Here is a 21896-nt window from a genome sequence, read left to right on the forward strand (position 1 = left end):
CTCGACCGCCGCAATCGCTTGAAGGCGCCCCGGCCCGGCCGGTCGCCGAACGCCGCCGGGCGACCGGCGCCGGTCGCGCCACCCGCCCCGTCCCTCTCACCGTTCCCTCCGATGACTCACCCGCAACCCTTCATCGCCGTCATTCCCGCCCGGCTCGCGTCGACGCGCCTCCCGAACAAGCCGCTCGCCGATCTCGGCGGCAAGCCGATGGTCGTGCGCGTAGCCGAGCGCGCGCGCGAAGCGGGCGCGCAGCAGGTGCTCGTCGTATCCGACGCGCAAAGCGTGCTCGATGCGGCGCGCGATCACGGCTTCGAGGCGGTGCTGACGCGTGCCGACCATCCGTCCGGCACCGACCGGCTCGCGGAAGTCGCGGCGACGTTCGGGTGGAGCGACGACACCGTCGTCGTCAACGTGCAGGGCGACGAGCCGCTGATCGACCCCGTGCTCGTGTGCGACGTAGCGTCGCACCTGGCCGCGCATCCGGCCTGCGCGATCGCGACCGCGGCCCACCCGATCCACGATGCAGCCGACGTGTTCAACCCGAACGTCGTGAAGGTCGCGCTCGACGCGCAGAGCGTCGCGCTGTACTTCTCGCGCGCGCCGATTCCGTGGAGCCGCGACGCATACCAGCCGCACTGGCCGGACGTCGCGGCGATGCCGGCCCCTGCATTTCCGGTCTATCGGCACATCGGTCTCTATGCGTATCGCGTGCGTTTCCTGCGCACGTATCCGACGCTCGCGCAGGCGCCGATCGAACAGGCCGAGCAGCTCGAACAGCTGCGCGCGCTGTGGCACGGCGAGCGCATCGCAGTACTGATCACCGAATCCGCGCCCGAAGCCGGTATCGACACGCCCGCCGATCTCGCGCGCGTGCAGGCCCTTTTTCAGCCGGGTTCAAAATAACCCGTGGCATAATCAAGCGATTGTGCGAGCCGTCCGCGACCAGCGCGTCCTCGCTTGACCCCGCCCGCGGCCCTGCCGGCAGCCGCGCGTCGCCGAAGCCGACGCGCCGCATCAGACCGGTCCGCCGCGCGCCAGGCAAGCCCCGCGCACGTTGTCGCCGGCGCCTTTGCGTCTCGCCACACGAATCTACATACTTGGAGATATCACCATGCGTTTGATCCTGTTGGGCGCGCCCGGCGCGGGAAAGGGCACCCAGGCAAACTTCATCAAGGAAAAATTCGGCATCCCGCAAATCTCGACGGGCGACATGCTGCGCGCGGCCGTGAAGGCCGGCACGCCGCTCGGCATCGAAGCGAAGCGCTTCATGGATGAAGGCAAGCTCGTGACGGACGACCTGATCATCGGCCTCGTCAAGGAACGCCTGAAGGAATCCGATTGCGCGAACGGCTATCTGTTCGACGGCTTCCCGCGCACGATCGCGCAGGCCGATGCGATGAAGGACGCCGGTGTCGCGATCGACTACGTGCTCGAGATCGACGTGCCGTTCTCGGAAATCATCGAGCGCATGAGCGGCCGCCGCACGCACCCGGCATCGGGCCGCACGTATCACGTCAAGTTCAACCCGCCGAAGGTCGAGGGCCACGACGACGTGACGGGCGAACCGCTGATCCAGCGCGACGACGACAAGGAAGAAACCGTCAAGAAGCGTCTCGAAGTGTACGAAGCGCAGACCAAGCCGCTGATCAAGTACTACGGCGACTGGGCGCAGCGCGGCGAGGAAAACGGCCTGAAGGCGCCGCAGTATCGCAAGATCTCGGGCCTCGGCAGCGTCGAGGAAATCCGCGAGCGCGCGTTCGACGCACTGAAGTAAGCACCGCATCGCGCACCGCAAGCCGCCCTTTCCGGGCGGTTTTTTTTCGCCCGCTAAAGCGCCAAGGGCGGTCGACCGCCTTGCATGGGACCTCCCTAAGCGCTAAAGCGCCAAGGGCGGTCGACAAAGGAGACAGTCATGGAGATTCGCGGCAACGTCTTTCTGATCACGGGCGGCGCGTCGGGCCTCGGCGCCGGAACGGCGCGGATGCTCGCGCAGGCCGGCGGCAAGGTCGTGCTCGCCGACCTGAACGAGGCGGCGGGCGTCGCGCTCGCGACCGAGCTGGGCGGTGAATTCGTGCGCTGCGACGTGTCGAGCGCAGCCGACGCGCAGGCGGCCGTCGACGCGGCAACGCGCGCGGGCACATTGCGCGGCCTCGTCAACTGCGCGGGCATCGCGCCCGCCGCGAAGACCGTCGGCAAGGACGGCGCGCATCCGCTCGACGTGTTCGCGAAGACGATCAACGTGAACCTCGTCGGCACGTTCAACATGATCCGGCTCGCGGCCGCCGCGATGGCCGCAACCGCGCCGACCGCGGACGGCGAGCGCGGCGTGATCGTCAGTACCGCATCGGTCGCCGCGTTCGACGGGCAGATCGGCCAGGCCGCGTACGCGGCCTCGAAGGCCGGCGTCGCGGGCATGACGCTGCCGATCGCGCGCGACCTGGCGCGCAGCGGCATCCGCGTGATGACGATCGCACCCGGCCTGTTCGAGACGCCGATGCTGCTCGGCATGCCGCAGGACGTGCAGGACGCGCTCGGCGCAATGGTGCCGTTCCCGCCGCGGCTCGGCAAACCGGCCGAATACGCGATGCTGGTGCGCCAGATCGTCGAGAATCCGATGCTCAACGGCGAAGTGATCCGCCTCGACGGCGCGATCCGGATGCAGCCGAAGTAAGCGCGAATGAAAAACGCCCGCGATGCGGGCGTTTTGCATTCCAGGTTCCGGCCGTCGCGCGACCGGCTCAGTCCTCGTCGTCGCGCTGCATCCGCTGCCGCAATTCGGTCACCTGCGACTCGACGACGGTCGCATCGTCCGCCTCCGGCCGCTCGCCGAGATACTGCTCGAGATCCTCGAGCGCGGGGCGCAGGTAGTCGAGCCGCGCATACGCGAACCCACGGTCACGCACCTCGTCGAGCTGCTCGGGCAACAGGATCACGAGCCGCTGCTGCACCGCGAGCAGCCGCTGCCAGCGTTCCGTCTGCAGATAGATCGTCTTCAGGTTGCGCAGCATCCGCGCGATGATCTCGCGGCTCGTCGCGGGCTGCAGCAGCGCGCGCAACGCGCTGTCGACCGCACCGGCCGCGCGCGCGACATACGGCTCGAGCATCTCGACCATCTCGGCTTCCGACAGCGAATGGCCGTTGGTCGGATCGATGATCAGGTCGCCGTCCGGCAGCGTGACGCGCAGCAGGAAATGGCCGGGGAACGATACGCCGCGCGCCGGCACGCCGACCTGCTCGGCGAGCTCCAGATACAGCACCGACAGCGAGATCGGGATCCCGCGCCGCCGTTTCAGCACGGCGTTCAGGTGGCTGTTATCGGGGTCGTAGTAATCGTTGTGATTGCACGTGAAGCCGAGTTCACGGAAGAAGAAGTCGTTCAGCGCGGCGACGCGGCCTTTCAGGTCCGCATCGTCGGCGAGCCGCCGGCGCAGCCGCGCCGCAAGCATGTCGAGTTCGGCCAGCGTGCCCTGCAGGTCAAGGTCGGGATATGCGTCCTGCGCCAGCGACAGCGCGGTTTCCGTGACGGGCAGGCTGTCGTCGTCCGCCACGAGCGTGCTGAAGTAGTCGAGGACGCGGGTCATAGCGGTCGTCACTTGGCGCGCCTTCTGAAGTAAGCGTATTTGAAGCCCATCACCCACAACATACCGAAATATAGTGCAGCGAACAGCACGAGGCACGCGGCCATCAGCGCGATGCGATCGAGCGGCTGCGAGCGCATCCCGGCCCAGTCGAAGCTGATCGAGAACCAGTGCATCACGCCCGCGAGCACGAGCGTCGCGCCGACGAGCTGCATGAAGAAGCGCAGCCAGCCCGGCGACGGCTGGTAGATGCCGCGCTTGCGCAGCCCGAGGAACAGCAGCAGCGAGTTCAGGCACGCGCCGACGCCGATGCTCAGCGTAAGGCCCGCATGGCCGATCAGCGGCACGAACACGTAGTTCGAGATCTGCGTGACGATCAGCACGCCGATCGCGATCTTCACGGGCGTCTTGATGTCCTGCTTCGCATAGAAGCCCGGCGCGAGGATCTTGATCAGGATGATGCCGACCAGGCCGATCCCGTAGGTCGCGAGCGCGCGCGCGACCATCGTGACGGTATGCGCGTCGAACTTGCCGTAGTTGAAGAGCGTCGCGGTGAGCGGCGTCGCGAAGAAGAACAGCGCGAGCGCGCTCGGCGCCGCGAGCAGGAACGTGACGCGCAGCCCCCAGTCGAGCAGCGCCGAATACTCGGTCGAATCGGCGTCGACGTGCGCCTTCGACAGGCTCGGCAGCAGGATCGTGCCGAGCGCGACGCCGAGCAGCGCCGTCGGGAATTCCATCAGACGATCGGCGTAGTTGATCCACGACACGGCGCCCTGCCCGAGCCGCGATGCGATGTTGGTGTTGATGATCAGCGACAGCTGCGCGACCGACACCGCAAACGTCGCGGGCACCATCTTCGCGAGCACGCGCTTCACGCCGGGGTGCCGCAGCGCACGCAGCGGGTTGAGGCCGATCAGCGGCACCATGTCGATCTTCTTCAGGCCCGGCAGCTGCACGAGGAACTGCAGCACGCCACCCACGATGACGGCCCACGCGAGCGCGAACACCGGCACCTTCAGGTGCGGCGCGACGAACACGGCCGCGGCGATGAATGCGACGTTGAGCAGCACCGGCGCGAACGCAGGCAGCGAGAAGCTCTTGTACGTGTTCAGCACGCCGGACGCGAGCGTCGTCAGCGAGATGAACACGATGTACGGGAACATGATCTGCGTCATCGTGACCGCGAGCGGGAACGCGTGGCCGTCGGTGTGCAGGCCGGACGCGACCGCGAACACGACCCACGACGCGCCGGCGATCCCGAGGACCGACAGCACGGCAAGCGCCCACGCAAGCACGGTCGACATCGCGTCGACGAGCGCCTTCGTCGCATCGTGCCCCTGCTGGTTCTTGAACTCGGCGAGGATCGGCACGAACGCCTGCGAGAACGCACCTTCCGCAGAAAGGCGGCGCAGCAGGTTCGGGATGCGGAAGGCGACGTAGAACGCGTCGGTGTATTGACTGGCGCCGAACGCACGGGCGATCAGCGTCTCGCGGGCCAGTCCGGTCACGCGCGACAGCAGCGTGAAGCCGCTGACCGTCAGCAGGGCTCGGAATAGATTCATGGGGCGCTTATTATACGGACGTTGCGTGGCCCGGCCACCGCCCGATGCCGAAAAGCGCGCCCGCCGGCGGCGCCCCGCCCGGCGGGTGTCACATCGATCTTGCCACTCGCTTGATTTTGTTGCTATAATCGCCCGTTTCTAGGCCTGTACATGTACGGCAACTGCCGTTCCCATGTTCCGGCCTCGGTTAAAATCACCGTTTTTTTATGCGCCCCTGGGCAATCGTTCTCAGGGGACGGATCGAAAAGCAGCGCTTGGCCGTCAGGCTCCAAGCTCTGGAAACAGGACAGGATAAGGAACCGTCATGGCTAACTCCGCACAAGCACGCAAGCGCGCCCGCCAGGCCGCGAAGGCAAACTCGCACAACTCGGCGCTGCGCTCGAAATTCCGTACCGCGATCAAGTCGGTTCGCAAGGCTGTTGAAGCCGGCGACCAGGCAAAGGCTGCCGAGCTGTTCAAGGCTGCCGTGAAGACGATCGACACGATCGCCGACAAGAAGATCGTTCACAAGAACAAGGCCGCTCGCAGCAAGAGCCGCCTCGCCGCAGCCGTCAAGGGCCTGCAGGCAGCAGCGTAAATCCGGTGCGCCCGCTCACGCGGGCGTTCCTGTTTCCTGCGATCGCAAAAAAGCCCGCCTAGGCGGGCTTTTTTGTTGCCTGTCGTCCAGGCATCGGATCCGGGCATCGGGGCATCGCGCCGACCGACGACAGTCGGGGCGGGCGCACCAGGCGCCCTCGCCCGCCGGCATCACCGCATCACTTCTTCTCGCCGTAGTCCGGCAGCTCGCACGCCTCGGTGACGACGAGGTTGTTGTCCTTCGCGAAATTCAGCACGAAATCGAAAGCCATCGGTTCGACATCGCGCAGCCGCGAATCGAGGATCACGCATTTCAGGTCGCCGAGCATCGTCGGACGCACGTACAGCGAATACTTGAGACGCGCATTCGGCCCGCTCGCCCCCGGCCCGAAGCAGGCCATCACACCGGCCAGACGTTCCGACCAGTCGCTCGGGCGAAACTTTTTCCCGTCTTTCGTAATGCCCTGGATAAAGAATTCGGTCGGAGGGGTTTCAGCCATGTGGTTACCCAAGTGACGGCCCGGCGATGCCCAGGCGACGGCGCCTGGATACGCGAACACAAAGCTGGAATCGACGGCGGCACAAGCATTCCGATATCCCGAAAACAGGACGCCGATGCGCGCTGCCGGTGTGCCGCACCGGATTTGTGCAGCGCACAGCTTGTGTCCGGCAGAGCGCGAAGAGGCTTGCCTGCCGGGCTGGAGAAAACTTTTCGATTATACCGCAGCGCGCCATCGTGCGTCGTCCCGACGCCCCCTCCCCGTACCGCCGGCCGCGCACCGCGATCGTGCCCCGCTTCTCTTCGCGGCTCGTCAAAGCACAGAAAATCCTTTATGCTGCTTTGAGTTATCCACACCCGACGGCGGCGCCGTCCGGCCTCGCTGCCGGGTGAAACCCGCCGTATTTCGCTTCATGACCGCCAAAACCATTCGTCACTACCTGCAGTTCAAGGATTTCTCGCTGGAAGACTACGAGTACGTGCTCGAACGCACGGGTATCCTGAAGCGCAAGTTCAAGAACTACGAGACCTATCACCCGCTGCACGACCGCACGCTCGCGATGATCTTCGAGAAGAGCTCGACGCGCACGCGCCTGTCGTTCGAGGCCGGGATCTTCCAGCTCGGCGGCCACGCCGTCTTCATGAGCACGCGCGACACGCAGCTCGGCCGCGGCGAGCCCGTCGAGGATTCCGCGCAGGTCATCTCGCGGATGGTCGACATCATCATGATCCGCACGTTCGAGCAGGAGGTCATCCAGCGCTTCGCGGAGAACTCCCGCGTGCCGGTGATCAACGGCCTGACGAACGAATATCACCCGTGCCAGGTGCTCGCCGACATCTTCACGTACTACGAGCACCGCGGCCCGATCGCCGGCAAGACCGTCGCGTGGGTCGGCGATGCGAACAACATGCTCTACACGTGGATCGAAGCCGCGCAGATCCTCGGCTTCAAGCTGCGCCTGTCGACGCCGCCCGGCTATGCGCTCGACATGAAGCTCGTGTCGCCCGACAGCGCGCCGTTCTACGAAGTGTTCGACGATCCGAACGAAGCATGCAAGGGCGCCGATCTCGTGACGACCGACGTATGGACGAGCATGGGTTTCGAAGCCGAGAACGAAGCGCGGATGAAGGCGTTCGCCGACTGGTGCGTCGACGAGGAAATGATGGGCCACGCGAACCCGGACGCGCTGTTCATGCACTGCCTGCCCGCGCACCGCGGCGAGGAAGTGACGGCCGGCGTGATCGACGGCCCGCAGAGCGTCGTGTGGGACGAGGCGGAAAACCGCCTGCACGTGCAGAAGGCGCTGATGGAGTTCCTGCTGCTCGGCCGCCTCAAGCACTGACGCGCCGCCGGAATCCGGCAGCAGACGAAAAAGGCGCCGATCGACGATCGGCGCTTTTTGTTTGGGTACGTGAAAACCGGCGCGGCCCCGCGCTACAGGCAGACCGGTTCGGCCTCGAGCTCGACGCCGAATTGCTCGCGCACGTCGGCCTGGATCGCCCGTGCCAGCGCGAGCACGTCGGCGCCCGTCGCGCCGCCGCGATTGACGAGCACGAGCGCCTGGCGGTCGTGCACGGCCGCCGCGCCCAGCGCCTGCCCCTTCCAGCCGCAGCGGTCGATCAGCCAGCCGGCCGCGAGCTTGACCTGCCCGTCCGGCTGCGGATACGACACGACATCGGGTACGCGGGCGTGCAGCGCATCGAACTGCGCGGCATCGATCACCGGATTCTTGAAGAAGCTGCCCGCGTTGCCAAGAACGAGCGGATCGGGCAGCTTCGCGCGGCGGATCGCGACGACCGCGTCGAACACGTCGCGCGGCGTCGCCGCATCGGGCGCGATGCCGCGCGCGTCGAGCTCGCGCGTGACGTCCGCGTAGCCGAGCCGCGGCGTCCATTGCCTGGGCAGCCGGAACGTCACCGACACGATCGCGAACCGGCCGCGCCCTTCCCGCTTGAAGAAGCTGTCGCGATAGCCGAACGCGCAGCGCGCGGCGTCGAAGCGCTCGCAGCGCCCCGTAGATAGCTCGACGGCGACCAGCGAATCGAAATACACCTTCATCTCGAGGCCGTACGCGCCGATGTTCTGGATCGGCGCGGCGCCGACGGTGCCCGGGATCAGCGCGAGGTTCTCGAGGCCCGGCATCCCGTGCTCGAGCGTCCACGCGACGAAGTCGTGCCAGTTCTCTCCGCCGCCGGCCTCGACGTACCACGCGTCGTCGTCCTCGCGCACGACGCGGCGGCCCGCGATCTCGTCGAGCAGCACGACGCCGTCGAAATCGCGCGTGAACACGACATTGCTGCCGCCGCCGAGCACAAGCTGCGGCAGGTTCGCGACGCGCGGGTCGCGATGCAGCGCCTCGAACTGCGACGCGTGCGTGATGCGCGCGGCGAAGCGCGCGGTCGCGGCGATGCCGAACGTGTTGTGCGCGGCGAGCGGATGGTCGGGAAGCAGCGACAGGGCGGAATCGTCAGGAGGCATCGGCATTCGCGGTCACGTCGGCCCGGGGCGGCGAATGGCCGGCCTTGGGCAAACGGGGGGGCATCGGTAAAATGGCAAACAGTCCGCAATTATAGCGAGTGCCCGCGCGCGAGCCGGGTGCCCGCATTTCAAGGGAGAATGCCATGCCATCGTTCGACGTCGTTTCCGAAGCGAACATGATCGAAGTGAAGAACGCCATCGAGCAGTCGAACAAGGAAATTTCGACGCGCTTCGACTTCAAGGGCTCCGACGCGCGCGTCGAGCAGAAGGAACGCGAGCTGACGCTGTTCGCCGACGACGATTTCAAGCTCGGCCAGGTCAAGGACGTGCTGATCGGCAAGCTGGCCAAGCGCAACGTCGACGTGCGCTTCCTCGACTACGGCAAGGTCGAGAAGATCGGCGGCGACAAGGTCAAGCAGATCGTCACCGTGAAGAAAGGCGTGACGGGCGATCTCGCGAAGAAGATCGTGCGGCTCGTGAAGGACAGCAAGATCAAGGTGCAGGCGAGCATCCAGGGCGACGCGGTGCGCGTGGCGGGCACGAAGCGCGACGACCTGCAGAGCGTGATCGCGATGCTGCGCAAGGACGTGACCGATACGCCGCTCGACTTCAACAACTTCCGCGACTGATCGCCGGCCGATCCGTCCCGTCATCACGCCGGGCCCCGCACACGCGGCGCGCCCGGCGCGCGGCAAGCGCCGCTTCGTCAGGCTTTCCCGCCGTCCTGCGCGCCGCCGTCCGCGGCCGCCTTCTTCTTGTCGCCGATCCGGCTCTCCTGCCCTGCGAGCAGCTTCGAAATGTTGCCGCGGTGACGCCACACGAGCAGCACGCTCATCGCGAGCACGGCCCATGCGACCGGGTTGCGGCCCGCGCCGAACAGGAACACGTCGAACACCGGCGCGAACACCGCCGCCACCAGCGCCGCGAGCGACGAATAGCGGAAGAAGAATGCGACGATCAGCCAGGTCAGCGCGGTCGCGAGCCCGAGCACCGGGTGTACGGCGAGCAGCACGCCGGCCGCGGTCGCGACGCCCTTGCCGCCCTGGAAGCGGAAGAACACCGGATACAGGTGGCCGATGAATACGGCGATCGCGACCCATGCGACCGCGACGTCGGGCAGGCCGAAGCGCCGCGCGAGCCAGACGGCAATCCAGCCCTTGAATGCGTCGCCGACGAGCGTCAGGATCGCGGCTTTCTTGTTGCCGCTGCGCAGCACGTTGGTCGCGCCGGGATTCTTCGACCCGTACGAACGCGGGTCGGCCAGGCCCATCGCGGCGCTGACGACGACGGCGAACGACACCGAACCGATCAGGTAGGCAACGAGGGCGGCGAGCAGGATCTGCATGCGGAGGACTCTTCTTTCAACGTATCGGTAAAGGGACGGCTGTGCGCGGCAAGCCGAAACGGCGCCCATTCTACCGAACGAGCGCAGCCTGCCACGAAGGTGAAACCCTCAGTCGACGCTCGCGCACTGCACGGGCTGCGCGCCGAGCAGCGACGTGAGCACCGCCGGCGCGAGGCTGACGAGGTAGCCGCGACGGCCGCCGTTCAGGTAGATCGCCGGCAATTCGAGGATCGTCGCCTCGACGTAGACGGGCATCGTCTTGCGCGTGCCGAACGGCGACGTGCCGCCGACGAGATAACCCGAGTGGCGGTTCGCGACCTCGGGCTTGCACGGCTCGACGCGCTTCGCGCCGATCTGCCGCGCGAGGTTCTTCGTCGACACGGTGCGGTCGCCGTGCATCAGCACGATCAGCGGCTTCGCGTGTTCGTCTTCCATCACGAGCGTCTTCACGACGCTGTGCTCGTCGACGCCGAGCTGGCGCGCCGATTCGCCGGTGCCGCCGTGTTCGACGTATTCGTACGGATGCTCGCCGAACGTGACGCCGTGGCGGCGCAACAGCTGGGTCGCAGGGGTTTCGGACACGTGTCTGGATTTGCTCATGGCGGCATTCTAATGGCGAACGACCGGCGCGCGCGATGGCGTGCCCGCGCCGGCGGTATACTCGCGGCCCGTTTTCCGCGGGGCGGCCCGCGGCGTCGCCGTGGCGATTCCGCCCATCATCATTGCGAACATCGCGAAGCGCTATTGCCCGATTGGCCGATTGTGGCGCATGCGCCGTCATGGCACGATCGTTCGCAAACATCGTCACGCCGCCGCCCGCCCCTTTTCTGGAGACGCCATGCCCTCGCCCATCCGTTCATCCGAGTCGCTCGACGTCGATGCGCTGCTCGCCGCGCTGCCCGGCCGCATCGCCGACGTGCCCGCGCGCTGGGCCGCGCGGGCGCCCGCGCACCCGGCGCTGATCGAGGACGCGCGCCGCCTGTCGTACGGCGACTTGTCGCAGGCCGTCGATGCGGCGGCCGCGCGGCTCGCGAGCCTCGGCGTGCAGGGCGGCGACCGCGTGATGATCGTCGCGGAAAACTGCGTCGCGCAGATCGTGCTGCTGTTCGCGGTCGCCCGCGTCGATGCGTGGGCGCTCGTGTCGAACGCGCGGCTGTCCGCCGGCGAACTCGATGCGATCGCCGCGCACGCGCGTCCGAAGCTGATCGCGTTCGCGACGGACGCATCGCCCGACGCACGTGCCCACGCGGCGCGGCTTGGCGCAACACCCGCCGGCGCGCTGCCGGTCGACATCGGCACCTGGTCGTATCGCGTCGATGCGAGCGCGCCTGCCGAACCGGTGGCCGCCGACGGTGCCGCGCAATGCGCGGCGCTGATCTACACGACCGGCACGACCGGCGCGCCGAAAGGCGTGATGCTGTCGCACCGCAACCTGCTGTTCATCGCGGCGACGTCGAGCACGTTGCGCCGCGTGTCGCCGGACGACGTCGTCTACACGGTGCTGCCCGTGTCGCACGTGTACGGGCTCGCGTCGGTCTGCCTCGGCAGCCTGTACGCGGGCGCGACGCTGCGGCTCGCGCCGCGCTTCGCGCCGGAGGCCGTGCGCATCGCGCTCGCCGACGAAGGCGTCACGATCTTCCAGGGCGTGCCCGCGATGCACGCGAAGCTGCTCGAACACCTGCACACGCACGGCCACGCGTGGCACGCGCCGCGCCTGCGCTTCGCGTATTCGGGCGGCTCGCCGCTCGATGCGAACCTGAAGGCGCGCGTCGAGGGCGTGTACGGCATGCCGCTGCACAACGGCTACGGGATGACCGAAAGCAGCCCGACGATCACGCAGACGCCGCTCGACGCGCCGCGCGCCGACAGCTCGGTCGGCGTGCCGATTCCGGGCGTCGACATGCGGATCGTCGCGCCGGACGGCACCGACGTGCCGCAAGGCGAAGTCGGCGAGATCCGCGTGCGCGGGCCGAACGTGATGCTCGGCTACTACCGCAACGCGGACGCCACGCGCGCGGCCGTGTCGCCGGACGGCTGGCTGAGCACCGGCGATCTCGCGCGGCAGGACGCAGACGGCGCGGTGACGATCGCGGGCCGCAGCAAGGAACTGATCATCCGGTCCGGCTTCAACGTGTATCCGGTCGAAGTCGAACAGGTTCTGAACGCGCATCCGGACGTCGTGCAGGCAGCCGTCATCGGCCGCGCGGTCGAAGGCAACGAGGAAGTGCTCGCGTTCGTCGAGCTGGTGCCCTGCGCGGCGGCGGACGAAGCGGCATTGCACGCATGGTGCGCGGAGCGATTGGCGCCTTACAAACGCCCTGCTCACATCCGCGTGCTCGACGCATTGCCGGCCGCATCGACCGGCAAGGTGCTGAAGCACAAGCTGCGCGACCTGGCCTGACGCCTGCCGGCGCGCGCAGCGAAGAACGCGCCGTGCCGGAATCGCGCGCCCCCGTGCGCTAGCCGCGCGGATGGTGTTGCGCGTGCAGCGTCCTCAGCCGCTCGCGCGCGACGTGCGTATAGATCTGCGTGGTCGAGATGTCGCTGTGGCCGAGCAGCAACTGCACGACGCGCAGGTCGGCGCCGTGGTTCAGCAGGTGTGTCGCGAACGCATGCCGCAGCGTGTGCGGCGACAGGTGCGCGCGCACGTCGGCCTGCTGCGCGTGGCGCTTGATGATGTTCCAGAACTGCTGGCGCGTCATTCCGTCGCCGCGCGCGGTCACGAACAGCGCATCGGCCGCGCGTGCGCCGAGCAGCGCCGGCCGCGCATTGCGCAGGTAGCGCTCGATCCAGCCGTGCGCGACTTCGCCGAACGGCACGAGCCGCTCCTTCGAGCCCTTGCCCATCACGCGCACGACGCCCTCGTTGAGGCCGACCTCGACGGTCTTCAGCGTCACGAGCTCGCTCACGCGCAGCCCGCTCGCGTACATCAGCTCGAGCATCGTGCGATCGCGCAGGCCGAGCGGCGTGTCGATGTCGGGCGCACCGAGCAGCGCCTCGACCTGCGCCTCGGACAGCGTCGACGGAAACCGGGCCGCCTGTTTCGCGGACGTGATCCGCAGCGTCGGGTCCGCGCTCGCGCGATGCTCGCGCACGGCCCAGCCGTAATAGCGACGGAACACCGACAGCCGCCGGTTCGACGACGTCGCCTTGCCGTCGCTGCGCGCAGCGATATAGCCCGTCACCATCGCCTCGTCGGCTGAATCGAGCGGCGCGTCGTGCGTCGCGGCCAGCCATCGGGAAAACAGCACCAGATCGCGCCGGTACGCGTCGAGCGTGTTGCGCGAGAGCCCGTGCTCGAGCCACAGCGCATCGCAGAACACGTCGATCGACGCGCGGCTCGCGAGCAGCGCGGGCGATGCCGCGGCGGCATCGTCGTCGGCTTCGGGGGAAATCAGCGGTTCGCTCATCGGTACGGCACGCCCTCGTGCGCCAGCAGCCAGCGCTTCACTTTCTGGTAATAACCGTTGTCGTCGTGGTTCGCGAAGCCGCCGAGGCCGCCTGCCGCGACGACGCGATGGCACGGGATCACGAGCGGAAAGTAGTTCGCGCCGCACGCCTGGCCGACCGCGCGCGGCGCGCTGCCGATCCGCTTCGCGACCTGGCCGTAGGTCAGCACCGTGCCGGGCGGGATATCGCTGATCACGTCCCACACGCGGTGCTGGAACGCGCTGCCGACTTCGGCGAGCGGCAGGTCGAAGCGCGCCGACGCACGCTCGAAATAACGTTCGATCTGCTGGACCGCGCGCTTCGCCAGCGGCGAATCCGGATCGACCGACTTCACCGATTCGGGCAGATAGACGATCTCGCGCACCACCGCGGCGTCCGTGCGGATGCCGACCTTGCCGAACGGCGCGTCGATGACTGCATTGAACATTGCCCTCTCCTGAGCGATGGATGCGCGCGGCACCGCCGCGCGCCGACGACACTTTACGCCGCCTTCACGCGGCGCGCAGCGCCCATTCGACATGCTCGCGCACGACCGGCGACGGATCGTCGGCCCGCGCGCGCAACGCGGCGACGATCGCGTCGCGCGCCTGCGGCGAAAGCCGGTCCGCGCTCGCACGCAGCGCATTGCCGAGCCCGACCGCGAGATTGCGCAGCCAGCTTTCGTAGCCGATGCGCCGGATCGCGCTGCCCTGCATCCGCGTATCGAACGTTTCCGCGTCCCACCCGAACAGCTCGACGAGCGTCGCGCGGTCGAGGCCGTGCCGCACGTCGAAATCGGCGACGGGCGCGGCCTGCGCGAACTTGTTCCACGGGCACACGAGCTGGCAGTCGTCGCAACCGTACACGCGATTGCCGATCATCGGCCGCAGCGGCTCGGGGATGCTGCCTTTCAGTTCGATCGTCAGGTATGAGATGCAGCGGCGCGCATCGACGCGGTACGGCTCGACGATCGCGCCGGTCGGGCACGCGCCGATGCAGCGCGTGCAACTGCCGCAATGCGCGCCGGGCGTCTCGGGCGCGGTATCGGGCGACGTATGCGCGTCGGTCGGCAGCGGAATATCGACGTAGATCTCGCCGAGGAAGAACAGCGAACCCGCGTCGCGCTGCAGCAGCAGCGTGTGCTTGCCGCGCCAGCCGACGCCGGCCTTCTGCGCGAGCTCGACCTCGAGCACGGGCGCCGAATCGGTGAACACGCGGTAGCCGAACGCGCCGATCTCGCGCTCGATGCGCTCCGCGAGCGTCTGCAGCCGGTTGCGCAGCACCTTGTGATAGTCGCGGCCGCGCGCATAGATCGACACGACGGCCGCCTGCGGATCGTCGAGCCGCGCCCGTTCGCGTGCGCGCCAGTCGTGCGGCGCGAGCGCGCCGGGCTCGCCGTCGGGTGCGCCGGCGGCGAGCGTTTCGGCCGGCAGGTAGGCGAGCCGCACGGAAATCACGCGTCGCGTACCGGCCACAAGTTCGGCCGGCCGCGCGCGTTTCATCCCATGTTTCGCCATATAATCCATTTCGCCGTGGTATCCGGCTTCCAGCCAGGCGGCGAGGCCTGCTTCGGCATCCGAGAGATCGGTATCGCTGATGCCGATCGCCCCGAAACCCAATTCGCGCCCCCACGCCCTGATGCGCGCGGCGAGCGCAGTCAAGGCCGCATCGTCGAGCGCGCACGGCGCCGCGCCTTCGGCATGAGTCGAAGGCCTGTCGGATGCGGCGAGTTCCGGTAATCGGTTCATCGCACTATTTTACGAGAATGCCAGCCACGTCCCATACGCCTCATGCCGCCACGCTGCCGGCCCCGCTCGCGGAGCGCGTGATCGCGCTCGCCGACGAAGCGGCGACCGAGGCCTTCGGCACGCGCTTCGCGCATGCGCTCGACGCGGCGCGCATCGATCTCGCCCGCGCGCACGCGTTCGACGGGCTGCAGATCCAGCTGGTCGGCGATCTCGGCGCGGGCAAGACGAGCCTCGTGCGCGCGATCCTGCGCGGCCTCGGCCACCAGGGACGCGTGCGCAGCCCGACCTATACGCTCGTCGAGCCGTACGCGCTCGAACGCAGCGATGGGGAACTCGAGGTCTATCACTTCGATCTGTATCGATTCAACGATCCGGCCGAATGGTCCGACGCAGGCTTTCGCGAATATTTCAATTCCAGCGCGATCTGCCTCGTCGAATGGCCGCAACAGGCGGGCGTGCTGCTCGGCGTGCCCGATCTGGTTTTCTCGCTCGACGTGGATGGCGACGGCCGCGCCCTCACCGTCCGGGCGTACAGCGCTTCAGGAAAGGCATGTCTCGAAAGATGTTGATCAAACCGTTCCGCTCGATCGAATCGGCGGCCACCGCGACGCATAACTGGCGGCGCCGCCAGATCCTGCGCGCGGGCGCGTCGACGCTGGTGCTCGGCCTCGTCGCCCCGCGGCTCGCGCACGCGTCGTCGGTGCTCGGCGTGCGCGTGTGGCCCGCGCGCGATTACACGCGCGTCACGATCGAATCCGACCAGCCGCTGCAGAATAGCCAACAACTGCTGCAGGGTCCCGACCGTCTCGTCGTCGACCTGAGCGGCCTCGATCTCGACCAGGCGCTGCGCGACCTCGTGTCGAAGATCGCACCGAACGATCCGCAGATCCAGTCGGTGCGCGTTGGCCAGTACCAGCCGCACGTCGTGCGGATGGTGTTCGACCTGAAAGGCTCGGTGAAGCCGCAGGTGTTCACGCTGCCGCCGGTCGGCACCTACAAGTACCGGCTCGTGTTCGACCTGTATCCGGCCGTCGCGCCCGATCCGCTGACCGACCTGATCGCGCAGACGGAACGCAAGGAACAGGCGCTCAACGACACGGCGCGCGCGCAGCAGATGCAGCCGCCGAGCGCGCTGAACGGGCCGGCGACGCCGCCCGTCGCGGGCAACGACAACAGCGACGCGTTCTTCCAGCGCTTCGCGCAGAACACGCCGGCCACGCCGCACACGCCGCCCGCTGCCGGAACGCCTGCGACGCCCGCGAAGCCGGCCGTCAAGCCGCCGCCCGTCATCGCGCGCCGCGACGACAGCGACGACGACGGCGACACCTACAAGTTCACCGCACCGAAATCCGGCAAGGGCGGCACCGTACGCCTGCTGACGGTCGCGATCGATCCGGGCCACGGCGGCGAGGATCCGGGCGCGATCGGCGGCGGCGGCACGTACGAGAAGCACATCGCGCTCGACATCGCGAAGAAGCTGCGCGCGAAGATCGACGGCGCGCCGAACATGCGCGCGATGATGACGCGCGACGCCGACTTCTTCGTGCCGCTGAACGTGCGCGTGCAGAAGGCGCGCCGCGTGGGCGCCGATCTCTTCGTGTCGATCCACGCGGACGCGTTCACGACGCCGTCCGCGCGCGGCTCGTCGGTGTTCGCGCTATCCGATCACGGCGCGTCGAGCGCCGCGGCGCGCTGGCTCGCGAACAAGGAGAATTCGTCGGACCTGATCGGCGGCATCAACATCAAGACGCAGGACGCGGCCGTGAGCCGCGCGCTGTTCGATATGTCGACGACCGCGCAGATCCGCGATTCGATGCGCTACGGCAACTACGTGCTGAAGGAAGTCGGCGGCATCAACAAGCTGCACAAGGGCTCGGTCGAACAGGCCGGGTTCGCGGTGCTGAAGGCGCCCGACATTCCGTCGATCCTCGTCGAGACCGCGTTCATCAGCAACCCGGACGAAGAGCGCAGGCTCAACGACGACAGCTATCGCGACGAGATGGCCGACGCGATCTTCCGCGGCATCAAGCGTTATTTCGCCGCGAATCCGCCGCTCGCGAAGAACCGGATGGCCTGACGGCCGTACCCGGCCACCCCGCCCCGCCGCCGGCACGCAGCGCGTGCCGGCGCGTCACGACGCCGCGAAGCGGCGCATCAGTTTCCCGCCGAACACGTTCACCGCGAGCCCGCCCATCACGAGCGCCGCACCGAGCAGTTGCGCGCGCGTCAGGTGCTCGTCGAGCAGCAGCGCCGACGACGCGAGCCCGACGATCGGCACCAGCAGCGAAAATTGCGCGACCTGCGCGGCCGGGTAGCGCGACAGCAGGCGGCTCCACAGCCCGTAGCCGAGCAGCGTCGCGACGAACGCGAGATAGACGACCGCGAAGATCGACGCGCCGTCGAGCCCGGCGAGCGCGGTCGCGATCCGCTGCGGCCCTTCGAACCACAGCGACAGCAGGAAGAACGGCACGGGCGGCACGAGGCTCGCCCATACGACGAGCGACACGAGGTTCGCTTTCCCGACCTTCTTCGTGACGATGTTGCCGAACGCCCACATCGCGGCCGAGCAGATCGTCAGCAGGAAACCCGCGAGCGTCATCGCACGGCCGCCCTGCGCCGCGATCACGACGAGCCCGCCCGCGGCGATCGCGAGCCCGACCAGGTTCTGCACGTGCAGCCGCTCACCGAGGAACAGCATCGCGAACACCAGCGTGAAAAACGCCTGCGACTGCAGCACGAGCGACGCGAGGCCGGCCGGCATGCCGACGTACATGCCGGTGAACAGGAACACGAACTGGCCGAGCTGGATCGTCGCGCCGTACAGCACCAGCAGGCGCCACGGAATCTGCGGCCGGCGCACGAAGAACACCGCGGGCACGGCCGCGAGCGTAAAGCGCAGCGCGCCGAGCAGCATCGGCGGCATCCCGTGCAGGCCGACCTTGATCACGACGAAGTTAACGCCCCACGCCAGGATCACGACCAGCGCGAGCAGCAAGTCCTTCGGGGCCATCATCGGCGTCTCCTCGATTGTCGAATCGTTGTTCCGAAGCGCGTCAGTCTACCGGGTTTCGCCGCCCGGCCCGATACCCGCGCGGCGCGCATGGAATCGTCGGCGGGCGGCTATTACAATGACCTGCATCCCCATTGCATCACCGGACCCGCCATGACCGACTCGATCAAAGCCCTGCTGAAGCCGCACGTGCGCGACATCGGCAACCTGCAGGTGCGCCGCACGCTGCCCGCGCTCGCCGCGCGCCTCGTCGGCCCGTTCATCTTCTTCGATCACATGGGGCCCGCCACGCTGCCGGCCGGCACCGGGCTCGACGTGCGCCCGCATCCGCATATCGGGCTCGCGACCGTCACCTACCTGTTCGACGGCGCGATCCTGCACCGCGACAGCCTCGGCTCGCGGCAGGAAATCGTGCCGGGCGACGTGAACTGGATGACGGCCGGCCGCGGGATCGTCCACTCCGAGCGCACGCCCGATGCGCAGCGCGCAAACGGCCACACCGTGCACGGAATCCAGACCTGGGTGGCGCTGCCGCGCGCGCACGAAACCACCGAGCCGTCGTTCGAGCACCATGCGGCCGACACGCTGCCGAAGCGCGACGAAGACGGCGTGTCGCTGACGGTGATCGCCGGCGATGCGTTCGGGCTGCGCTCGCCGGTCACGACGTTCTCGCGCACGCTGTACGTCGCGGCCGAATTCGCGGCCGGCGGCCGCATCGAACTCGACGCGTCGCACGAGGAGCGCGCGGTCTACGTGGTCGACGGCGATCTCGCGATCGACGGCACGCCGGTTCCGGCCGAGCAGATGGCCGTGCTCGCGCCGGGCGCGGCGGTCACGCTGACGAGCGCCCGCGGCGCGCGCGCGATGCTGCTCGGCGGTGACAAGATCGACGGCGAGCGCTTCATCGAATGGAATTTCGTCGCCAGCAGCCGCGACGCGATCGCGCGCGCGAAGGAAGCCTGGACGCGCCAGGAAATGGGCAAGGTGCCGGGCGAGACCGAATGGATTCCACTGCCCGAGTCGAAGCCGCGTTGAAAAACGGGCGCGCCGCCCCCATCCTGACGATATTCGAACGGAAGAGAACGACATGGACACCACGCTTGCCACATTCGAGAAAGACGTCATCGAGGCGTCGCTGGACACGCCCGTGCTGGTCGACTTCTGGGCGCCGTGGTGCGGCCCCTGCAAGACGCTCGGCCCGCTGCTCGAAAAACTCGAAGCCGATTACGAAGGCCGCTGGAAGCTCGTGAAGGTCAACGTCGACGAGAACCAGGAACTCGCCGCGCACTTCCAGACGCGCAGCATCCCGCACGTGATCGCGTTCGCGGACGGGCGCCCGGTCGACCAGTTCGTCGGCGTGCTGCCCGAAGGGCAATTGCGCGCGTTCCTCGACCGGCTGCTGCCGGCGCCCGAGGAAGCCGAACGCCGCGCCGCGCAGTACGCAATGGCCGAATCGCGCTACGACGACGCGCTCACGCACCTCGAAGCGGCGCTCGCGCTGAACCCCGGTTTCGACGACGCACGCCTCGACCTGATCGAACTGCTGCTCGCGAACAACCAGGTCGAAGTCGCACGCGCCGAGGCCGAGCGCCTGTCACCGCAGATCGTGGAAGGCGGCGATCCACGCTACCAGGCGATCAAGACCCGTTTCGACGCGCTCGACGCAACGGCCGACCTGCCGCCGACCGACGCGCTCGAAGCCCGTATCGCAGCGAACCCGGGCGATCTCGACGCGCGCTTCGACCTCGCGCAGAGCCTGATCGCGCGGCGCGAGTATGAAGGCGCGCTGGAGCAGTTGCTGGAAATCGTGCTGCGCGATCGCGCGTATGGCGACGATCTCGGCCGCAAGACGATGATTTCGGTGTTCGAGCTGGCGGGCGACCGCCCCGATATCGTCGCCGGATGGCGGCGCAAGCTGAGCATGGCGCTCAACTGACGAACGACCGGCAGGGCCGCAACGGCCCGGCCGGTCGCCGTATCGCTGGCAGCGCGTGTCCCGCGCCGCAGCATGAAGCAACGCCCGCGCGTCGCCGATTAGCCCGCGGCCTGCGCCGCGATCGCGCGCAGCGCATGCGCGGCGGCCGCGAAGCCGAAGCTCGCGGTCACGCATACGCTCGAACCGAATCCCGCACAGTTGAGCCCCGCGACGTGCGCGACCGTGGACGGCTCGGCACCGTCCTCGATGTCGCATGCGGCCGCTTCCGGGTAGATCAGCGGCTCGTCCGAATACACGGCGCTGATCTTGAAACGCGCCTTCGGCCCGCGCGGAAAGCCGTGCTGCTTGCGCAACTGCGCGCGCACCTTCGACAGCAATGGATCCTGGATCGTCAGCGCGAGATCGTCGATCCGGATGCGCGTCGGGTCGAGTTGCCCGCCTGCGCCGCCGACCGTGACGAGCGGCTGCCGCTTCGCGACGCACCATGCGATCAGCGCGACCTTCGTGCGCACGCTGTCGATCGCGTCGATCACGTAGTCGAAACCGCCGCCGAGCAGCGCGTCGAAGTTGTCGGGCTCCGCGAAATCCTCGATCCGGTTCACGCGGCACGCGGGATCGATCAGCGCGATCCGCTCGGCCATCGCGTCGACCTTCGGCTTGCCGTAATTGCCGTCGAGCGCATGGATCTGCCGGTTCGTATTGCTTTCCGCGACGTTGTCGAGATCGATCAGCGTCAATGTACCGATCGCGCTGCGCGCGAGCGCCTCGGCCGTCCACGACCCGACGCCGCCGATCCCGATCACCGCGACATGCGCACGCTCGAAAGCGGCGGCCGCCGGCGCGCCATACAGCCGCGCGACGCCGCCGAAACGCCGTTCGCGATCCACGTCAAGCTGGATTGCCGGGGTCGGGGTAAGATCAGAAGAACTGGGCGGGGCAGTGTCGGCAGCGGACATGGCAGCAAGGAAAACGTAAGTCGAGCAGCCCTCTATTTTGCCTGAACTCCCCGCTCGCACACGCCACTGTGCACGCACGATTCTTGCGCGTTCGCTATACTGGCCCCAGATTGAAGCGTTTGCATAACATGACGACTCTCGCCGATCTCCGCATCAACTATTCGCGTGCTTCGCTCGACGAAGCCGATGCCGCCCCCGACCCCTTCGTCCAGTTCGACCGCTGGTTCAAGGAGGCGCTCGCCGCCAAACTGCCCGAGCCGAACACGATGACGCTCGCGACCGTCGGCGCCGACGGCCGGCCGTCTGCCCGGATCGTGCTCATCAAGGGCGTCGACGAACGCGGGTTCGTCTTCTTTACCAATTACGAAAGCCGCAAGGGGCACGATCTCGCCGCGCATCCGCAAGCGGCGCTGCTGTTCTACTGGATCGAGCTCGAGCGCCAGGTGCGCATCGAAGGCCGGATCGAGAAAACCAGCGCCGAAGAAAGCGACCGCTATTTCGCGTCGCGCCCGCTCGGCTCGCGCATCGGCGCATGGGCGTCCGATCAGAGCGCGGTGATCGACAGCCGCGCGACGCTCGAAGCGCGCGAAAAGGCCGTCAGCGAACGCTACGGCGACACCCCGCCGCGCCCGCCGCACTGGGGCGGCTACCGCCTCGTGCCCGACGCGATCGAGTTCTGGCAGGGGCGCCCGTCGCGGCTGCACGACCGTCTGCTCTATACGCGCGACGCCGACACGTCGCCGGGCTGGACGATTTCGCGCCTGTCGCCGTAAGCGCG

23 protein-coding genes are annotated in these 21896 nt (G+C 68.0%); 12 read left to right on the forward strand and 11 right to left on the reverse strand.

Annotated features, from left to right (window positions below):
• The first annotated feature begins 111 nt into the window (after positions 1-111).
• From kdsB to FPJ27_RS32230, 3 genes are all read left to right on the forward strand, one after another.
• Positions 112-903, forward strand: coding sequence for a 3-deoxy-manno-octulosonate cytidylyltransferase (kdsB, locus tag FPJ27_RS32220; RefSeq protein WP_204424283.1), 792 nt, complete (start codon positions 112-114; stop codon positions 901-903).
• A gap of 208 nt (positions 904-1111) precedes the next feature.
• A complete protein-coding gene (adk, locus tag FPJ27_RS32225) occupies positions 1112-1774 on the forward strand; it encodes an adenylate kinase (protein ID WP_034178848.1) in 663 nt (220 codons plus the stop codon).
• Positions 1775-1912: 138 nt separating this feature from the next.
• Positions 1913-2671, forward strand: a complete 759-nt coding sequence (locus tag FPJ27_RS32230) for an SDR family NAD(P)-dependent oxidoreductase (protein WP_204424286.1) — start codon at positions 1913-1915, stop codon at positions 2669-2671.
• A 67-nt stretch (positions 2672-2738) separates the two neighbouring features.
• On the opposite strand, the gene FPJ27_RS32235 is transcribed toward FPJ27_RS32230, so the two are convergent.
• Together FPJ27_RS32235 and murJ are read right to left on the reverse strand one after the other, a co-directional pair.
• The gene (locus tag FPJ27_RS32235; protein WP_072442872.1) at positions 2739-3581 is read right to left on the reverse strand and encodes a SirB1 family protein; all 843 of its coding nucleotides are present in this window, start codon (positions 3579-3581) and stop codon (positions 2739-2741) included.
• Between the two features lie 8 nt (positions 3582-3589).
• Positions 3590-5140 (reverse strand): murein biosynthesis integral membrane protein MurJ, encoded by a 1551-nt coding sequence (gene murJ, locus FPJ27_RS32240; RefSeq protein ID WP_204424288.1) that lies wholly within the window; start codon positions 5138-5140, stop codon positions 3590-3592.
• A 304-nt stretch (positions 5141-5444) separates the two neighbouring features.
• Here murJ and rpsT point away from each other — a divergent pair, with 304 nt between their 5' ends.
• Positions 5445-5717, forward strand: a complete 273-nt coding sequence (rpsT, locus tag FPJ27_RS32245) for a 30S ribosomal protein S20 (protein WP_006482211.1) — start codon at positions 5445-5447, stop codon at positions 5715-5717.
• Between the two features lie 178 nt (positions 5718-5895).
• Here the strand turns inward: rpsT and FPJ27_RS32250 are convergent, their stop codons facing one another.
• Complete coding sequence (locus FPJ27_RS32250; RefSeq protein WP_072442869.1) at positions 5896-6216, reverse strand: DUF3579 domain-containing protein; 321 nt, start codon at positions 6214-6216, stop codon at positions 5896-5898.
• Positions 6217-6628: 412 nt separating this feature from the next.
• Between FPJ27_RS32250 and argF the strand changes: the two genes are divergently transcribed.
• Positions 6629-7558 (forward strand): ornithine carbamoyltransferase, encoded by a 930-nt coding sequence (gene argF / locus FPJ27_RS32255; protein WP_034178853.1) that lies wholly within the window; start codon positions 6629-6631, stop codon positions 7556-7558.
• A gap of 92 nt (positions 7559-7650) precedes the next feature.
• Here the strand turns inward: argF and murB are convergent, their stop codons facing one another.
• Entirely contained in the window at positions 7651-8700 is a 1050-nt protein-coding gene (gene murB, locus FPJ27_RS32260) for a UDP-N-acetylmuramate dehydrogenase (protein ID WP_204424290.1), read from the reverse strand.
• Positions 8701-8837: 137 nt separating this feature from the next.
• Here murB and FPJ27_RS32265 point away from each other — a divergent pair, with 137 nt between their 5' ends.
• The gene (locus tag FPJ27_RS32265; RefSeq protein ID WP_011885818.1) at positions 8838-9323 is read left to right on the forward strand and encodes a YajQ family cyclic di-GMP-binding protein; all 486 of its coding nucleotides are present in this window, start codon (positions 8838-8840) and stop codon (positions 9321-9323) included.
• Positions 9324-9400: 77 nt separating this feature from the next.
• Here FPJ27_RS32265 and plsY read toward each other — a convergent pair whose 3' ends face one another.
• Complete coding sequence (gene plsY / locus FPJ27_RS32270) at positions 9401-10039, reverse strand: glycerol-3-phosphate 1-O-acyltransferase PlsY (protein WP_204424292.1); 639 nt, start codon at positions 10037-10039, stop codon at positions 9401-9403.
• A 108-nt stretch (positions 10040-10147) separates the two neighbouring features.
• Positions 10148-10639, reverse strand: a complete 492-nt coding sequence (ybaK, locus tag FPJ27_RS32275; protein ID WP_204424294.1) for a Cys-tRNA(Pro) deacylase — start codon at positions 10637-10639, stop codon at positions 10148-10150.
• 238 nt (positions 10640-10877) lie between these two features.
• Between ybaK and FPJ27_RS32280 the strand changes: the two genes are divergently transcribed.
• The gene (locus tag FPJ27_RS32280) at positions 10878-12440 is read left to right on the forward strand and encodes an AMP-binding protein (protein ID WP_204424296.1); all 1563 of its coding nucleotides are present in this window, start codon (positions 10878-10880) and stop codon (positions 12438-12440) included.
• Positions 12441-12498: 58 nt separating this feature from the next.
• On the opposite strand, the gene xerD is transcribed toward FPJ27_RS32280, so the two are convergent.
• The 3 genes from xerD to queG all read right to left on the reverse strand — a co-directional run bounded on the left by xerD (position 12499) and on the right by queG (position 15216).
• Positions 12499-13449 (reverse strand): site-specific tyrosine recombinase XerD, encoded by a 951-nt coding sequence (gene xerD / locus FPJ27_RS32285; RefSeq protein ID WP_034178857.1) that lies wholly within the window; start codon positions 13447-13449, stop codon positions 12499-12501.
• Positions 13446-13916: a methylated-DNA--[protein]-cysteine S-methyltransferase gene (locus FPJ27_RS32290; RefSeq protein ID WP_072442857.1), complete on the reverse strand. Its 471-nt coding sequence runs from the start codon at positions 13914-13916 to the stop codon at positions 13446-13448. Before FPJ27_RS32290 ends, xerD begins: the two co-directional genes overlap by 4 nt.
• Positions 13917-13980: 64 nt before the next feature.
• Positions 13981-15216 (reverse strand): tRNA epoxyqueuosine(34) reductase QueG, encoded by a 1236-nt coding sequence (gene queG, locus FPJ27_RS32295; RefSeq protein ID WP_204424298.1) that lies wholly within the window; start codon positions 15214-15216, stop codon positions 13981-13983.
• 17 nt (positions 15217-15233) lie between these two features.
• On the opposite strand from queG, the gene tsaE reads away from it, so the two are divergent.
• A complete protein-coding gene (gene tsaE / locus FPJ27_RS32300) occupies positions 15234-15785 on the forward strand; it encodes a tRNA (adenosine(37)-N6)-threonylcarbamoyltransferase complex ATPase subunit type 1 TsaE (protein ID WP_204424300.1) in 552 nt (183 codons plus the stop codon).
• Positions 15767-17293, forward strand: coding sequence for an N-acetylmuramoyl-L-alanine amidase (locus FPJ27_RS32305; protein ID WP_072442851.1), 1527 nt, complete (start codon positions 15767-15769; stop codon positions 17291-17293). The genes tsaE and FPJ27_RS32305 overlap by 19 nt, the downstream gene beginning before the upstream one ends.
• 54 nt (positions 17294-17347) lie before the next feature.
• Here FPJ27_RS32305 and FPJ27_RS32310 read toward each other — a convergent pair whose 3' ends face one another.
• Positions 17348-18226, reverse strand: a complete 879-nt coding sequence (locus tag FPJ27_RS32310) for an EamA family transporter (RefSeq protein ID WP_177318416.1) — start codon at positions 18224-18226, stop codon at positions 17348-17350.
• A 153-nt stretch (positions 18227-18379) separates the two neighbouring features.
• Between FPJ27_RS32310 and FPJ27_RS32315 the strand changes: the two genes are divergently transcribed.
• On the forward strand, positions 18380-19261 hold the full coding sequence (locus FPJ27_RS32315; RefSeq protein ID WP_204424302.1) for a pirin family protein: 882 nt from the start codon (positions 18380-18382) through the stop codon (positions 19259-19261).
• Between the two features lie 52 nt (positions 19262-19313).
• Entirely contained in the window at positions 19314-20162 is an 849-nt protein-coding gene (gene trxA, locus FPJ27_RS32320; protein ID WP_204424303.1) for a thioredoxin, read from the forward strand.
• A 98-nt stretch (positions 20163-20260) separates the two neighbouring features.
• Here trxA and tcdA read toward each other — a convergent pair whose 3' ends face one another.
• The gene (tcdA, locus tag FPJ27_RS32325) at positions 20261-21118 is read right to left on the reverse strand and encodes a tRNA cyclic N6-threonylcarbamoyladenosine(37) synthase TcdA (RefSeq protein ID WP_204424304.1); all 858 of its coding nucleotides are present in this window, start codon (positions 21116-21118) and stop codon (positions 20261-20263) included.
• 128 nt (positions 21119-21246) lie between these two features.
• Between tcdA and pdxH the strand changes: the two genes are divergently transcribed.
• Positions 21247-21891, forward strand: coding sequence for a pyridoxamine 5'-phosphate oxidase (gene pdxH / locus FPJ27_RS32330; protein ID WP_072442845.1), 645 nt, complete (start codon positions 21247-21249; stop codon positions 21889-21891).
• The last annotated feature ends 5 nt before the right edge of the window (positions 21892-21896 follow it).

It is taken from the genome of Burkholderia sp. MS455 (assembly GCF_016899445.1).
Classification (GTDB): Bacteria; Pseudomonadota; Gammaproteobacteria; order Burkholderiales; family Burkholderiaceae; genus Burkholderia; species Burkholderia pyrrocinia_C.